This is a genomic window from Pseudomonas sp. LjRoot71, from assembly GCF_964253255.1.
Taxonomy (GTDB): domain Bacteria; phylum Pseudomonadota; class Gammaproteobacteria; order Pseudomonadales; family Pseudomonadaceae; genus Aquipseudomonas.
Map to the genome: position 1 here is coordinate 1,229,252 of NZ_CAXURA020000001.1, position 14,369 is coordinate 1,243,620.

At 61.3% G+C, this 14,369-nt stretch carries 12 protein-coding genes; 7 read left to right on the forward strand and 5 right to left on the reverse strand.

Going from position 1 to position 14,369, the window contains the following annotated elements; all coding sequences use genetic code 11:
* From lptB to ACSQ17_RS05840, 6 genes are all read left to right on the forward strand, one after another.
* Complete coding sequence (gene lptB / locus ACSQ17_RS05815; RefSeq protein ID WP_436067962.1) at nucleotides 1–726, forward strand: LPS export ABC transporter ATP-binding protein; 726 nt, start codon at nucleotides 1–3, stop codon at nucleotides 724–726.
* A 138-nt stretch (nucleotides 727–864) separates the two neighbouring features.
* Nucleotides 865–2,379 (forward strand): RNA polymerase factor sigma-54, encoded by a 1,515-nt coding sequence (locus ACSQ17_RS05820; RefSeq protein WP_436067963.1) that lies wholly within the window; start codon nucleotides 865–867, stop codon nucleotides 2,377–2,379.
* Nucleotides 2,380–2,572: 193 nt separating this feature from the next.
* Nucleotides 2,573–2,881: a ribosome hibernation-promoting factor, HPF/YfiA family gene (gene hpf, locus ACSQ17_RS05825; RefSeq protein ID WP_436067964.1), complete on the forward strand. Its 309-nt coding sequence runs from the start codon at nucleotides 2,573–2,575 to the stop codon at nucleotides 2,879–2,881.
* A 15-nt stretch (nucleotides 2,882–2,896) separates the two neighbouring features.
* The gene (ptsN, locus tag ACSQ17_RS05830; protein WP_233685883.1) at nucleotides 2,897–3,370 is read left to right on the forward strand and encodes a PTS IIA-like nitrogen regulatory protein PtsN; all 474 of its coding nucleotides are present in this window, start codon (nucleotides 2,897–2,899) and stop codon (nucleotides 3,368–3,370) included.
* Nucleotides 3,371–3,372: 2 nt separating this feature from the next.
* Nucleotides 3,373–4,230, forward strand: coding sequence for an RNase adapter RapZ (gene rapZ / locus ACSQ17_RS05835; RefSeq protein ID WP_436067965.1), 858 nt, complete (start codon nucleotides 3,373–3,375; stop codon nucleotides 4,228–4,230).
* Between the two features lie 12 nt (nucleotides 4,231–4,242).
* The gene (locus ACSQ17_RS05840) at nucleotides 4,243–4,515 is read left to right on the forward strand and encodes an HPr family phosphocarrier protein (protein ID WP_436067966.1); all 273 of its coding nucleotides are present in this window, start codon (nucleotides 4,243–4,245) and stop codon (nucleotides 4,513–4,515) included.
* A gap of 63 nt (nucleotides 4,516–4,578) precedes the next feature.
* Here the strand turns inward: ACSQ17_RS05840 and pmbA are convergent, their stop codons facing one another.
* The gene (gene pmbA, locus ACSQ17_RS05845; protein WP_436067967.1) at nucleotides 4,579–5,925 is read right to left on the reverse strand and encodes a metalloprotease PmbA; all 1,347 of its coding nucleotides are present in this window, start codon (nucleotides 5,923–5,925) and stop codon (nucleotides 4,579–4,581) included.
* A 104-nt stretch (nucleotides 5,926–6,029) separates the two neighbouring features.
* On the opposite strand from pmbA, the gene yjgA reads away from it, so the two are divergent.
* Nucleotides 6,030–6,548, forward strand: a complete 519-nt coding sequence (yjgA, locus tag ACSQ17_RS05850; RefSeq protein ID WP_436067968.1) for a ribosome biogenesis factor YjgA — start codon at nucleotides 6,030–6,032, stop codon at nucleotides 6,546–6,548.
* Nucleotides 6,549–6,596: 48 nt separating this feature from the next.
* Here the strand turns inward: yjgA and tldD are convergent, their stop codons facing one another.
* The 4 genes from tldD to rng form a co-directional block, all read right to left on the reverse strand.
* Nucleotides 6,597–8,054, reverse strand: coding sequence for a metalloprotease TldD (gene tldD / locus ACSQ17_RS05855; RefSeq protein ID WP_436067969.1), 1,458 nt, complete (start codon nucleotides 8,052–8,054; stop codon nucleotides 6,597–6,599).
* A gap of 16 nt (nucleotides 8,055–8,070) precedes the next feature.
* Nucleotides 8,071–8,925 carry a carbon-nitrogen hydrolase family protein gene (locus ACSQ17_RS05860; protein WP_436067970.1) on the reverse strand — a complete coding sequence of 285 codons (855 nt, stop codon included), beginning with the start codon at nucleotides 8,923–8,925 and terminating at the stop codon, nucleotides 8,071–8,073.
* An 85-nt stretch (nucleotides 8,926–9,010) separates the two neighbouring features.
* Nucleotides 9,011–12,844 (reverse strand): YhdP family protein, encoded by a 3,834-nt coding sequence (locus ACSQ17_RS05865; protein WP_436067971.1) that lies wholly within the window; start codon nucleotides 12,842–12,844, stop codon nucleotides 9,011–9,013.
* Nucleotides 12,845–12,866: 22 nt separating this feature from the next.
* Nucleotides 12,867–14,324, reverse strand: a complete 1,458-nt coding sequence (gene rng, locus ACSQ17_RS05870; RefSeq protein ID WP_233685891.1) for a ribonuclease G — start codon at nucleotides 14,322–14,324, stop codon at nucleotides 12,867–12,869.
* Between the last annotated feature and the right edge of the window lie 45 nt (nucleotides 14,325–14,369).

A 14,369-nucleotide genomic window follows, 5' to 3' on the forward strand; every position in this document is an offset into this window, starting at 1 on the left:
ATGGCCACATTGAAAGCCCAACACCTGGCCAAAAGCTACAAAGGCCGCCAGGTCGTGCGCGACGTCAGCCTGAACATCGACAGCGGCCAGATCGTCGGCCTGCTCGGCCCTAACGGTGCCGGCAAAACCACCTGTTTCTACATGATCGTCGGCCTGGTGCAAGCCGACCAAGGCCGCGTACTGATCGACGACCTGGACGTCAGCCACCAACCGATGCACGGCCGTGCCCGTGCCGGTATCGGCTACCTGCCACAGGAAGCCTCGATCTTTCGCAAACTCAGCGTGGCCGACAACATCATGGCCATCCTGGAGACCCGCAAGGACCTCAACGCCAGCGCTCGTCAGCAGGAGCTTGAAGGGCTGCTGCAGGAATTTCACATCACTCACATCCGCGACAACCTCGGCATGAGCTTGTCCGGCGGTGAACGTCGCCGCGTGGAAATCGCTCGCGCCTTGGCCACCAATCCCAAGTTCATCCTGCTCGACGAACCCTTTGCAGGTGTCGACCCGATTTCCGTGGGCGACATCAAGCAGATCATCCATCACCTCAAGGCCAAGGGCATCGGTGTACTGATCACCGACCACAACGTACGCGAGACGCTGGACATCTGCGAAACCGCCTATATCGTCAGTGATGGTCAACTGATTGCCGAAGGTGATGCCGAAACCATTCTGGCCAACCAGACGGTGAAAGAAGTGTATCTGGGCCATGAGTTCAGGCTGTAACCACAGCTTTTCTCAGGCCGACTGCAGCCAAGGCTAGGCAAAACCCTTAAAGTCAGGCATATAATTTGCTTCCTAGTGGCGCTTTTTAGAGGCGTCCTGTAGTGGATTGCGCACAGACGCCGGTAAATAAGGTCTGCAATGAAACCATCGCTAGTCCTGAAGATGGGCCAGCAGCTGACGATGACGCCGCAGCTGCAACAGGCCATCCGCCTACTCCAACTGTCGACCCTGGATCTGCAACAAGAGATTCAGGAGGCCCTGGAGTCCAACCCGATGCTCGAACGCCAGGAAGATGGCGATGACTTCGACAACTCGGACCCCATGGCCGATGGCGCAGAAAGCGCCAGCTCCAGTGAACAGCAGGAAACGCCCTACCAGGAGAGCAACTTTCAGGAAACCACGCAGACCGTGGACAACCTGGAAGAAGGCGACTGGGGCGAACGTATCCCCAACGAGCTGCCGGTTGATACCGCCTGGGAAGACATCTACCAGACCAGCGCCAGCAGCCTGCCCAGCAGTGCCAGCGAGGACGACGAGTGGGATTTCACCACCCGCACCTCCAGCGGTGAAAGCCTGCAGAGCCACCTGCTCTGGCAACTCAATCTGGCAGTGATGTCCGACAAAGACCGCCTGATCGGTGTCACCCTGATCGACTGCATCAACGACCAAGGCTATCTCGAAGAAACCCTGGAAGAAGTGGTCGACGCCTTCGACCCGGAACTGGATATCGAACTCGACGAAGTCGAAGCCGTACTGCACCGCATCCAGCAGTTCGAACCGGCCGGTATTGCTGCACGCAACCTGGGCGAATGCCTGCTTCTGCAACTGCGTCAGCTGCCCGCCAAAACCCCCTGGCTGAACGAAGCCCAGCGCCTGGCCAGTGACTACCTCGACCTGCTCGGCAGCCGCGACTACAGCCAACTGATGCGCCGCATGAAGCTCAAGGAAGACGAGCTGCGCCAGGTCATCGAACTGATCCAAAGTCTCAACCCGCGCCCAGGTTCGCAGATCGAGTCCAGCGAACCGGAATACGTGGTGCCCGACGTGATCGTGCGCAAGCACAACGAGCGCTGGCTGGTGGAGCTGAACCAGGAAGCCATGCCGCGCCTGCGGGTCAACGCGCAATATGCCGGTTTCGTCAAACGTGCCGACTCCAGCGCCGACAACACGTTTATGCGCAACCAGCTGCAGGAAGCGCGCTGGTTCATCAAGAGCCTGCAAAGCCGCAACGAAACCCTGATGAAGGTCGCCACGCAGATTGTCGAGCACCAGCGCGGCTTCCTCGACTACGGTGACGAGGCGATGAAACCCCTGGTGCTGCACGATATTGCCGAAGCCGTGGGCATGCATGAGTCGACCATTTCGCGGGTGACCACGCAGAAATTCATGCACACGCCACGCGGTATTTACGAGCTGAAATATTTCTTTTCCAGCCACGTCAGCACCTCCGAAGGCGGCGAATGCTCGTCCACTGCGATCCGCGCCATCATCAAAAAACTGGTCGCCGCGGAAAATGCGAAAAAGCCGTTGAGTGACAGCAAGATCGCTGGTTTACTGGAGGCACAGGGCATTCAAGTAGCCCGCCGCACGGTCGCCAAGTACCGTGAATCCCTCGGAATAGCGCCTTCCAGCGAGCGCAAACGATTGATCTAGGGCGGTACGAAAAAGGAAGACAGATCGCACTGACCGAACACTCCAGGCCACGCCTTTTCGCAAAAGCAGCCATACTGCAACTAAGCAATCAGCGCCCGTGCCAGGCTCGTTCTGTCAGAGTCTTCCACGCCACAGTGTTCCGGCGGCAGGCCTCTTGCCTGCCTCTTACACACGGCAACAAGGAGAAAGCGGTATGCAAGTCAACATCAGTGGACATCAGCTGGATGTGACCGACGCCCTGCGCGACTACATCGTCGAAAAACTCGCACGATTGGAGCGCCACTTCGACAAGATTACCAACGTGCAAGTCATCATGGAGGTCGAGAAACTCAAGCAGAAAATCGAAGCGACCCTGCACATAGCAGGCGGCGAAGTGGTCGCCAATGCCGAGCACGACGACATGTACGCCGCCATCGATTTACTGACTGACAAACTCGATCGACAACTCATCAAACACAAGGAAAAACAGCTCGAACGTCAACAGGGCGCAATGGCCCGCTGACCTCGTCTATCTCCTATGATCCAACTTGAAACCATCCTGACCCCCGGCCGTTCCCTGGTGAACGTGCCGGGAGGCAGCAAAAAACGTGTTCTCGAACAGATTGCCAACCTGGTGGCGCGCGAGCTGCCTGACCTGGACGGCCAAGACATCTTCGAAAGCCTGATTGCCCGCGAGAAGCTCGGCTCGACCGGTTTCGGCAATGGCATTGCCATTCCGCACTGCCGCCTGGCCGGTTGCAGCGCACCGATCAGCGCCCTGCTGCGCCTGGATGCAGCAGTCGATTTCGACGCCATTGACGGCGCACCAGTGGACCTGCTGTTTGTCCTGCTGGTCCCTGAAGCCGCCACTGACGCCCACCTTGAACTGCTCCGCCAGATCGCCAGCATGCTTGACCGCAGTGATGTGCGCACTCGCCTGCGTCAGGCCGAGAGCAGCGAGGCGCTGTATCAGGTGGTGGTGGACGTACAAAGCCAACTCAATCGAGCCTGAGCATGCGCCTGATCATCGTTAGCGGTCGCTCCGGCTCCGGGAAGAGCACCGCCCTCGATGTACTTGAGGACAACGGTTTTTACTGCATCGACAACCTGCCGGCCGGGCTCTTGCCTGAGCTGGCCGAACGCGCCTTGCTGCACACCGAACTGTTGCACCCGCTGGTCGCCGTCTCCATTGATGCACGCAACCTGCCCAGTCAGCTCAAGCGCTTTCCCGAACTGCTCGATGAAGTGCGCGCCCGCCACATTCAGTGTGACGTGCTTTATCTGGATGCCGATGAAGAAACCCTGCTCAAGCGTTTCTCGGAAACCCGTCGGCGTCACCCACTGACCAACGAAACACGCTCACTGGCAGAAGCCATTGCCGATGAAAGCCTGCTGCTCGGCCCGATCATCGACCTGGCCGACCTGAAGATCGACACCACCCACCTCAACCTGTACCAGCTGCGCGACAGCCTCAAGCTGCGCCTGCTCAACCAGCCTGAGCCGGGCACCGCGTTCCTGATCGAGTCCTTTGGTTTCAAGCGTGGCATGCCGGTAGATGCTGATCTGGTCTTCGATGTGCGTTGCCTGCCCAACCCCTACTGGAAGCCAGACCTGCGCGATTACTCTGGCCTCGATCAGCCCGTGGTCGATTACCTATCGGCCCAGACCGATGTCGAGGACATGTACCAGGATATTCTCGCCTACCTGAGCAAGTGGCTACCGCGCTTTGCCGCCAGCAACCGCGCCTATGTCACGGTGGCAATTGGCTGCACGGGCGGGCATCACCGCTCGGTGTACCTGGCCAACCGCCTGGGTGAAACCCTCAAACCCATCCTGAAAAACGTTCAGACCCGCCACCGCGACCTCAGTTAAGGAATTGCCGCGATGCCCGCCTGCGAAATCACCATTATCAACAAGCTTGGCCTGCATGCCCGTGCCGCTGCGAAGTTTGTCGGCGTAGCCGGGCGTTTCCCTTGCCAGGTCAAGATCGGCCGTAGCCCGGAGAGCATGGTCGATGGCAAGAGCATCATGGCCGTGATGATGCTCGCGGCTGGTAAAGGCACCACTGTGCACCTGCAGACCGAAGGCCCGGAAGACGGCGAGGCCCTCAACGCGCTGTGTGCGTTGATCAACAACTACTTCGACGAAGGCGAATAGTCGCCCAATAAATACCAAGGGGCCGAGCACCTGGATGCTCGGCCCCTTTTTTATGCCCGCCGATCAGCTACCCGCGACGGTCATGCGCTCGATCAGCACCGAGCCCGTGCGGATATTGCTACGCAGCTCCAGGTCATTCCCCACCGCGACAATCTGCTTGAACATGTCGCGCATATTGCCGGCGATGGTGACTTCCTGTACCGGGAACTGGATCTCGCCATTCTCCACCCAGTAACCACCTGCGCCTCGCGAATAGTCGCCGGTGACCATATTCAACCCCTGCCCCATTAGCTCGGTGACTAGCAGGCCACGCCCCATGCGCTTGAGCAAGGCTTTCTGGTCTTCATCGCCATGACTGACGAACAGGTTATGCACCCCACCGGCGTTGGCCGTACTCGGCATGCCCAGCTTGCGCCCGGAATAGGTACCCAATACATAGGACAGCAGCTCACCCCGCTCGACAAAGGACTTGGCGTAAGTCGCCAGACCATCGCCATCGAAAGCCGCACTGCCTAGCGCACGCGGGATATGTGGACGCTCATCGAGTTTCATCCAGCTGGGAAACAGCTGCTGACCCAGCGTGCCATCAAGAAACGATGACTTGCGGTACAGATTGCCGCCGGAAATCGCCCCCAAAAAGCTGCCGAACAAACCGGTCGCCAGCTCTGCGGCAAACAGCACCGGTACTTCGCAGGTAGGCACCGGCCGTGCGCCCAGACGGCTGACGGCCCGCTCGGCGGCACGGCGACCAATGCTGCCGGCATCCGCTAGCAACTCGCCCTGACGATTGACGTCGTACCAGTAATCACGCTGCATCTGCCCGCCGTCTTCGGCGATCATCACGCAACTCAGGCTGTGCCGCGTGCTGGCATAACCGCTAACAAAGCCATGGCTGTTGCCATACACACGGCAGCCCTGATGGGTGTTGAGGGTGGTGCCGTCGGCATTCTTGATCCGACTATCTGCCGCAAACGCAGCGGCCTCACAACTGAGCGCCTGCTCAATAGCCTGCTCAGGGGTGATAGCCCAGGCGTGATAGAGATCCAGCTGAGGCAGCTCGCGGGCCATCAAACCGGCATCGGCCAGGCCGGCGCACTCATCCTCGGAGGCATGCTTGGCAATCGCCAGTGCGGCCGCAACCGTTTCGCGAATGGCCGCTTCACCACTGGCTGAGGTACTGGCCGAGCCTTTGCGCTGCCCGACATACAGGGTGATACCGAAGCCCTGATCACGGTTGAACTCGACCGTTTCCACTTCGCCCTGGCGCACCGTAGTGGACAAACCCTGCTCCACTGACACCGCCACTTCACAGGCGCTAGCGCCCTGTTTTCTGGCTTCAGCAATAATCTGCTCCACCTGCGCCTGCAACTGCGGCACCGCCTGAGGCCCGACGCTCTCTACTGCACTCATAAACACTCCTGAACGATAAGCCGTACAGCGCCGCCACACAGGCCATCCGCTTACAGCTGGAAACTTGCTGCTATCATGTCGGCGTTTTCCACTGGACCGCCACCATGTCTGAATACCTTGACGACTTCTCCGGCGAGAAGAGCAAAAGCCAGATCAAACGCGAGCTGCATGCGCTGCAAGATCTGGGGCAACGCCTGACCACCCTGAAACTCGACCTGCTGAACAAGCTGCCGCTGACCGACGAGCTGCGCCGCGCGCTTGCCGAAGCGCCCAAGCACACCGCCAACGCGGCGAAAAAGCGCCACGTGCAGTTTATCGGCCGCCTGATGCGCGATCAGGACATTGAAGCCATCCTCACCCTGCTCGACCAGCTCGATGCCTCGACCCGCCAGTACAACGAGCGTTTTCACAACCTGGAGCGCTGGCGCGACCGTTTGATCAACGGTAACGACGAAACCCTGGAAGCCTTTGTTGGCGAGTATGCCGACGCCGACCGCCAACACCTGCGCCAGCTGATCCGCCAGGCCCAGCACGAACTGGCGCAGAACAAAGCACCCGCCGCGTCACGCAAAATCTTCAAGTACATCCGCGAACTGGACGAAACCCAGCGCGGTCTGCGCTAGTTCCGGCCAGGCTGGAGCCCAACGGCTCCAGCCTGTTCAGCACCCACCTCAGCTGCCTGTCCCGCCCACCGTAATCGCATCGATTTTCAGGGTCGGTTGGCCCACGCCCACCGGCACCGATTGACCATCCTTGCCGCAGGTACCGACACCGCTATCCAGCGCCAGGTCGTTACCGACCATCGACACCTTGCTCATCGCTTCCGGACCATTACCGATCAGGGTCGCGCCTTTGACTGGCGCGGTGATCTTGCCGTCCTCGATCAGGTAGGCCTCACTGGTGGAGAACACGAACTTGCCACTGGTGATATCCACCTGACCGCCACCGAGGTTGGCGCAGTAGATGCCCTTTTTCACCGAACGGATGATTTCTTCCGGGTCACTCTCGCCGGCCAGCATGTAGGTATTGGTCATGCGCGGCATCGGCAGGTGCGCATAGGATTCACGCCGGCCATTGCCGGTGGCCGCAACGCCCATCAGGCGGGCATTCAGCTTGTCCTGCATGTAACCCTTGAGCACGCCGTTTTCGATCAAGGTGGTGCACTGGGTCTGGGTGCCTTCATCATCCATGCTCAGCGAACCACGACGCTCGGCCAGCGTACCGTCATCAACAATGGTGCACAGGCTCGATGCCACTCGTTCGCCCACTCGGCCACTGTAGGCAGAACTGCCCTTGCGGTTGAAATCGCCTTCCAGGCCATGGCCAACCGCCTCGTGCAGCAGTACGCCTGACCAACCTGCGCCCATCACCACCGGCATGCTACCCGCCGGTGCGGGAATCGCCTCCAGATTGACCAGCGCCTGACGCAGGGCCTCACGGGCATAGCCCATGGCACGTTCTTCGTTACTGCTGGTTTGCGCCAGGAAATAGCGGTAGTCGGTGCGCCCGCCACCGCCATGGCCACCACGCTCACGGCGGCCGTTCTGTTCGACGATCACACTGACGTTGAAGCGCACCAGGGGACGAATGTCCGCGCCCAGGCTGCCATCATTGGCGGCAACCAGAATGCGGTCCCAAACGCCGGCCAGGCTGACGGTAACCTGCTTGATCCGCGGATCGAGCGCACGGGTGGCGACATCGATGCGCTTGAGCAACTCGACCTTCTCTGCCCGACTGAGCACATCCAGCGGGTTGTCCTGAGCATACAACGGGGTTACCAACGGGCTGCTGAACGCCTGCACACGGCCACTCTGGCCGGCCCGGGCAATTGAGCGGGCGGCCCGCGCCGCCTGGCTCAGAGCATCGGCAGTAATCGCATTGCTGTAGGCAAACCCGGTTTTCTCACCGGACTGGGCGCGCACACCGACACCTTGATCAAGGTTGAAACTGCCTTCCTTGACGATGCCATCCTCCAGCGCCCAGGTTTCCGAAACCTGACTCTGGAAATACAGGTCCGCCGCATCGATACCGGGCCCGGCCAACTCGGCCAGTACGCCCGGCAAATGCTCGATGCTCAGGCCACCCGGGCCCAGCAGATGCTCACTGACGGACATCAACATAGTGTTCATGGCTGCTTTATCTCGTTCATGACTGTTGCATACCTGGCTGCCGTAACTCGGCCGCCGCAAAAAATCGTTTATGACTGACCACCGGCATACGCTGACGGATCGCCGCCTGCTCCTCGGCATCACGCTCGGCCACCAGCACACCTGGGCCATGCGGCAGTTCGGCCAACACGCGCCCCCAGGCATCGACCAGCGCCGAATGACCAAAGGTCTCGCGCCCGCCCGGGTGCGTACCACCCTGCCCAGCGGCCAGTACATAACATTGGGTTTCGATGGCGCGGGCGCGGGTCAGCACCTGCCAATGCGCTGCACCCGTCACTGCGGTGAAAGCAGCCGGCACGCTGATCAACTCGGCCCCCGCCGCACGTAACGCGCTATACAACTCGGGGAAGCGCAGGTCATAACAGACCGTCAGGCCCAGACGCCCAACCGGCGTATCGGCCACCACCACCTGGCTGCCGAAGGCGTAATCGTCAGACTCGCGATAACGACCATGACTGTCGCTGACATCCACATCGAACAGGTGCAACTTGTCATAGCGCGCCACGCGCTGCCCCTGCGCATCGACCAGCAGAGAACAGGCATGCGGTTTAGCGTCTGGCTGGTCATCGGGCGGCAAAGGCAAGGTACCCGCCACAATCCATAAGCCCAGGTCCCGCGCCGCCTGCCGCAGCCACGGCAGAATCGGCCCCGTACCCAGCGCTTCGGCATGCCCGAGGCTGGCCAGATCACGCCGGCCCATGGCCGCAAAATTCTCCGGCAGCACCGCCAGGCGCGCCCCTTGCGCTGCTGCCTGCTCAAGCAGTTGCCGGGCCTGTGCCAGGTTGGCTAGAACATCGGCCTGGCTGACCATTTGAATTACCGCGAAGCTCATGGCTGTCGTATCTCAAAACAGGGCTATGCCATCAGCTTACAAGCCCTACCGGCAGACTGCACGGCTGGGCGTCTGTCAGCAGGGCTTACTGAGGTTTTTCAAAGGGTTTGTCGAAGCTGATATCGGGGTTCTGCCAGGGACCGGTCACGTCGTATTGCACGCTGGCAAAACGCGCCACGCGATCCCCCAGCAGCTTGTCAGCGACAAACAGCGCACCGCCGATGGCCGGCGCGCCGACGATCAGCGCGGCCAACGGCAGGTTGTTGGTAACCGGCAAGGTGACCAGCAACTTGGCATCGATACGGTCATTGGCCATGTCCAGCGTGCCGTTGAGCTCCAGGTTGCTCGACGGGCCTTCAAGGGTAATCGGCTCGCGGGTGACAAACACACCGTTCTTGGCCTCAAGCACCCCCTTGACCCGGTCGTAGCTCAGGCCTTTGCCGAGCAGATCGGAGAAGTCCAGGCGCAAGCGCCGTCCAATCGAGTTGAAGTTGAGCAGGCCGAACACGCGCAGCGCCGAAGCCGGGCCTTCAACTTCGGAGAACTGACCTTTGCGCAGGGATGCATCAAGGTAGCCGCTGAAGCGTTTCATACCAAACCAGGCCGGCGAGCCTGGCCAGTCGCCATCCACATCCAGATGAAAATCTCGGCTGCTGGCAGTGGGCGCATAGCCCCAGGCAATCAGCACATCGGCCAGGTCAGCACCACCCAGACGCCCTTTATAGGCGGTGCGCACACCATTGGCCGTGTGTTGCCAGGTAGCCCGCCCAGCGATGTTCAAGCCCTTGAGGTTGAGGTCCAGCTCGTTGAAATGCACGCCCGTGCTGACCGGCCGCGCCTTGAATGACCAACCGCCCAGTGGCTCGATACCCTGGAAGACCTGGGCCACTCGCACATCCAGCGCCGGGAAAGCTGCCGGGTCGAAACCGGCCAGCGGATCCGGTTTCTCCACCTCGGGGGCATCGACAATCTTCGGCTCAGCCGCTGGCAAGCGCAAATAATCCAGCTGCACCGCGATGGGTTGGGCGGCCTCATCCGGCAAACCAATCGTGCCTTTCAGACGCTGACTGTCGAGGCTGACAGCCCAGGTGGCAGCATCACGCTGCACCCCGACCTCAAGGGCCTCCAGGCTGATGCCAAAGCCATTGAAACGGCCAATACGCAGCTGGGCATCCTTGAACAATTGCTGGGCGTCCTGCTTCGGCACCTGCGCATAGGGTTGCAAGGCTTGCTGCCAGGCCGACCAGTCCAGCTCGGCCACCCGACCACGCACGCGCAGGCCAGGGCTGGTGGGCAAACTGGCCGGGCCATCGGCCAGGCGCAGCTCACCACGCCCCTGGTTGAACTGCCCCGGACTCGCAGCAAACGACAGGCTGAGCAGCTCGGCATACTCCAGCCAATAGCGCTGCTCACGCCCGCCCAGGCTCATGCGCCACTGCGTCGCGCGCTCCTCGGCAGCACTCTTGCCGAAAGGAGCCGGCAGCGCCACCGTTGCACCTTTAAGGCTGGAACTGACGCGTAGCTGACTGTCGGCACCGTCCAGGATCAGATTCAGGCGATACGGCAGGTTGCCACTGACCGGCAGCGGCTGAGTCACGCCCAGCCAGCTACTCAGCTCCTTGACGGCGATCTGCCCATTGGCCTCGATGCGGCTGCGCGCTTTGCCCCGCGCGCCCTCGGCCAGGGCCTTGGCACGTACTGCGTGCCCCAGCACCTGGGCGCGAATATCCGGCGCGCTGAGGCCACTGGCAGTGTTGTAACGGAAGGCGCCCTGCAACTGGGTGAACTGCAACGGTGGAGTGGGCAGGCTGAGCTGCGCATCGGCCGTGGCAAAATCCACCACCACCGCAGGCGCCAAGCCTTTGCGCAGCGGCAGATCAAGCTTCAGCTTGCCCGCCAGCGCGCCATCGCCACTCCAGCCGGCAAAGGTCGGCGCCGTGCCAATGGGCGCCTGTTGCAGAATCTGCAAAGCATCGACCACGCTGCTGTCCAGTTCGGCATCGAGCAGCAGGCGCAGTGGCTGGCCCGGCAATGCGGTGGCAATCACCGCCTGGGCATTGCGCACTTGGCTGTCGAGAATCCGCCCCTGGGCCAGTTCGACACGCACGCCGCTGTCTTCGATCAGCACGCGCCCACGCCCTTCACGCAACGACGGCCAGCCCGGCTGAAACGCCAGCTCGGCATCGTGCACGGCAAAGAACAGGCTGATGCTGCGCGCGGCCGCTTCTGCCCCCTTGTTCAACGAGCCCTGGTACTGGAAATAGCCCTCATCGACCGCGCCGGAACGGATCGCCGCTTTCAGCCAGGCATCCAGTTCATGGCTCATGCCCGGCGAGCGGCTGGGCAGGTACTTCTCGGTAAAGCGTGCATCGCCATTGCGCAGGCCAACACGCAGGTCCATGTAATCCTCTTCGGCAGGATCGCGGCGCAGGCGAATCAGAAAATCCCCGGCCGCCGGCCCTTCTTCACCCACCACCTGCAAATACGGACTGCGCAGGGTGAAAGCCTGCTCGTCCAGCTGCCAGGTCAGACGGGCCTTGGCCGTCTTGTAGTGCCAAGGCTGGGGAAACAGGGTGTCCAGGTGCAGGGAAAAATCCTCACTGTCGACACGCAACTCGCCCTGCCCCAGGTCACCACTGATACTGCCACTGACATTTTCCGCCGCGGGCGAGCCGTGGTAAGCAGCAAAGCCGATGCGCTCCAGGTTGGCAGCAAACTGCAGGCGCTTGCTGTCAGTCAGACGCGGCCGGTAGTCGAGCTGGATATTGTGCAGCGTGCCATGTGGTTTGAGTTGCGCCAGCAACGCCAGGGCGTTCTCCGGTAGAGGGGCGAGGGCCGCGATCAATGGCTGCAGAGGTGCCAGATCAAGGCGGTCGGCACTGAGCAGCCATTGTTCCTGCAGCTCTGCGCTCTCCGCTTGCTGGGTCAAAGCCAGGCGCACTTCACCCCAGCGTTTTTCGTCTCGGCTGAAAGCCAAATCATCGAGCAACAGCTTGAAGCCCTGCTCGGTGCGGCTGAAATAGCCATTCAGCGCCAAATTGTGCAGTGCAACCGATTCACGCTCGGCATAACCGGCCTTGATCTGCGGGGCATGCAGACGGCTGACCACCCGCTGCACGCCACCCTTGGCCCAGGCCAGCCAGACTTCGCCGCCCAGCTGCAACTGCTCAAGCCGCCACTGCGCCAGCAGACTGGCCGGTATCCAAGCCGCCCAATCGCTCTGTGGCAGGCTCAGGTAGACATCGACCTGAGCATCCTGCCAACGCTCGGCACGCAACCGGGTGCGCACCTGCAACGCCAGCGGCTGTCCATCCGGCAATAGCAGCCGACCATCCAGGCGTTGGCGCAGCGGACCGTTGAGCAGGCTCAGGTTGACATACGTCAGCGTGCGCGCCGGCTGTGCATAGGCTTGCAGAGTGACCTGACTGTTGAGCAGCGACAGCCGCTTGACCACCTGTAACTGACGCAGCGTCTGGGCCAGATCCAGCGGTGCCGCCGGGTTACGTTGCGGCAAGCCCTTGAGTGACCACTGGCCCTGGGCATCCTGCGCCACCACCAACTGCAGACCGTCCACTTCAAGCCGCGCCACGCGCAACTGACGCGCCAGCAGGCTGCCGAGCACATCCGGCACTACCCGCACCTGATCCAGCTGCAGAGCACCTGCGCCCTCACCGACAGCCACGTCATGGGCGGTCAGTACGGGCGAAAAACCCTGCCACAGCCCTTCCAGCGCGCCGATCTGCACAGGCATCGCCAGCGCTTCACGGGCCTTGTCTTCAGCATCAAGCCGGTACTCGGCCACCAGTGGCACCAGCTCGCGGCCCAGGCTGACATAAAACGCTGCCAGCACCAGCGCCAGGGCACACAGCCCCAATGCAGTTCGCACCAGCCAGGCTAATCCGCGCGCCAGCTGCTCCATTCAGTTCAGGCCCGCAGGCATATCAGAGCAACACCACATCGTATTGCTCCTGGGAATACATGGTTTCCACCTGGAACTTGATGGTGCGCCCGATAAAGGCTTCGAGATCGGCGACGTTACCCGACTCTTCATCGAGCAAGCGATCAACCACTTTCTGATTGGCCAGCACACGATAGCCTTCCGGCTGATAAGCGCGCGCCTCGCGCAGAATCTCGCGGAAGATCTCGTAGCAGGTGGTTTCTGCTGTTTTCAGCTTGCCACGGCCCTGGCAGGCGCTGCACGGTTCGCACAGCACTTGCTCAAGGCTTTCGCGGGTGCGCTTGCGGGTCATCTGCACCAGGCCCAGCTCGGTGATGCCGATGATGTTGGTCTTGGCGTGATCGCGCTCCAGCTGCTTCTCCAGGGTACGCAGCACCTGGCGCTGATGCTCTTCATCTTCCATGTCGATGAAGTCGATGATGATGATCCCGCCGATATTGCGCAGGCGCAGCTGCCGGGCGATGGCTGTGGCGGCCTCCAGGTTGGTCTTGAAGATGGTTTCTTCGAGCGTGCGGTGACCGACGAACGCGCCGGTGTTCACATCGATGGTGCTCATCGCCTCGGCCGGATCGATGATCAGGTAGCCGCCGGACTTGAGCGGCACCTTGCGCTCCAGCGCCTTCTGGATTTCATCCTCGACGCCATACAGGTCAAAAATCGGCCGCTCACCGGGGTAATGCTCCAGGCGGTCGGCAATTTCCGGCATCAGCTCATCGACGAACTGGGTGATCTTGCCGAAGGTCTCGCGCGAGTCGACACGGATTTTCTCGATCTTCGGGTTGACCAGGTCACGCAGCGTGCGCAGCGCCAGGCTGAGGTCTTCATAGATCACCAGCGGCGTGGGGCCGACCTTCATCTGCGTGGCAATCTGCTCCCACAGCCGGCGCAGGTAACGGATATCGGCGAGGATTTCATCAGCGCCCGCGCCGTCAGCCGCCGTGCGCAGGATAAAACCGCCAGATTCCTCAATGCCTTCAGCGGCCACGCAATCGGCAACCACCTGTTTGAGGCGCTCACGCTCAGCTTCGTCTTCGATCTTCAGGGAAATCCCGACATGCGCCGTACGTGGCATATACACCAGGTAGCGCGAGGGGATCGACAGCTGCGTGGTCAGGCGTGCGCCCTTGCTGCCAATCGGGTCCTTGGTGACCTGCACCACCAGGCTCTGGCCTTCGTGCACCAGCGCGCTGATGCTTTCCACGGCCGGGCCTTCACGGCTGGAAATTTCCGCCGCATGGATAAATGCTGCGCGCTCCAGGCCGATGTCGACGAACGCTGCCTGCATGCCAGGCAGTACGCGCACCACCTTACCCTTGTAGATGTTGCCGACAATCCCGCGCTTTTGTGTACGTTCGACATGCACTTCCTGCAGCACGCCGTTTTCCACCACCGCCACGCGCGATTCCATCGGCGTGATATTGATCAGAATTTCTTCGCTCATGCATCCCACTCTGCGCGATGACGCGACCGCCCGAACCCTTGGTTG

Coding starts and splice junctions, on each gene's coding strand:
- lptB (WP_436067962.1), top strand. CDS start 1: ATGGCCACATTGAAAGCCCAACACCTGGCCAAAAGCTACAAAGGCCGC.
- ACSQ17_RS05820 (WP_436067963.1), top strand. CDS start 865: ATGAAACCATCGCTAGTCCTGAAGATGGGCCAGCAGCTGACGATGACG.
- hpf (WP_436067964.1), top strand. CDS start 2,573: ATGCAAGTCAACATCAGTGGACATCAGCTGGATGTGACCGACGCCCTG.
- ptsN (WP_233685883.1), top strand. CDS start 2,897: ATGATCCAACTTGAAACCATCCTGACCCCCGGCCGTTCCCTGGTGAAC.
- rapZ (WP_436067965.1), top strand. CDS start 3,373: ATGCGCCTGATCATCGTTAGCGGTCGCTCCGGCTCCGGGAAGAGCACC.
- ACSQ17_RS05840 (WP_436067966.1), top strand. CDS start 4,243: ATGCCCGCCTGCGAAATCACCATTATCAACAAGCTTGGCCTGCATGCC.
- pmbA (WP_436067967.1), bottom strand. CDS start 5,925: ATGAGTGCAGTAGAGAGCGTCGGGCCTCAGGCGGTGCCGCAGTTGCAG.
- yjgA (WP_436067968.1), top strand. CDS start 6,030: ATGTCTGAATACCTTGACGACTTCTCCGGCGAGAAGAGCAAAAGCCAG.
- tldD (WP_436067969.1), bottom strand. CDS start 8,054: ATGAACACTATGTTGATGTCCGTCAGTGAGCATCTGCTGGGCCCGGGT.
- ACSQ17_RS05860 (WP_436067970.1), bottom strand. CDS start 8,925: ATGAGCTTCGCGGTAATTCAAATGGTCAGCCAGGCCGATGTTCTAGCC.
- ACSQ17_RS05865 (WP_436067971.1), bottom strand. CDS start 12,844: ATGGAGCAGCTGGCGCGCGGATTAGCCTGGCTGGTGCGAACTGCATTG.
- rng (WP_233685891.1), bottom strand. CDS start 14,324: ATGAGCGAAGAAATTCTGATCAATATCACGCCGATGGAATCGCGCGTG.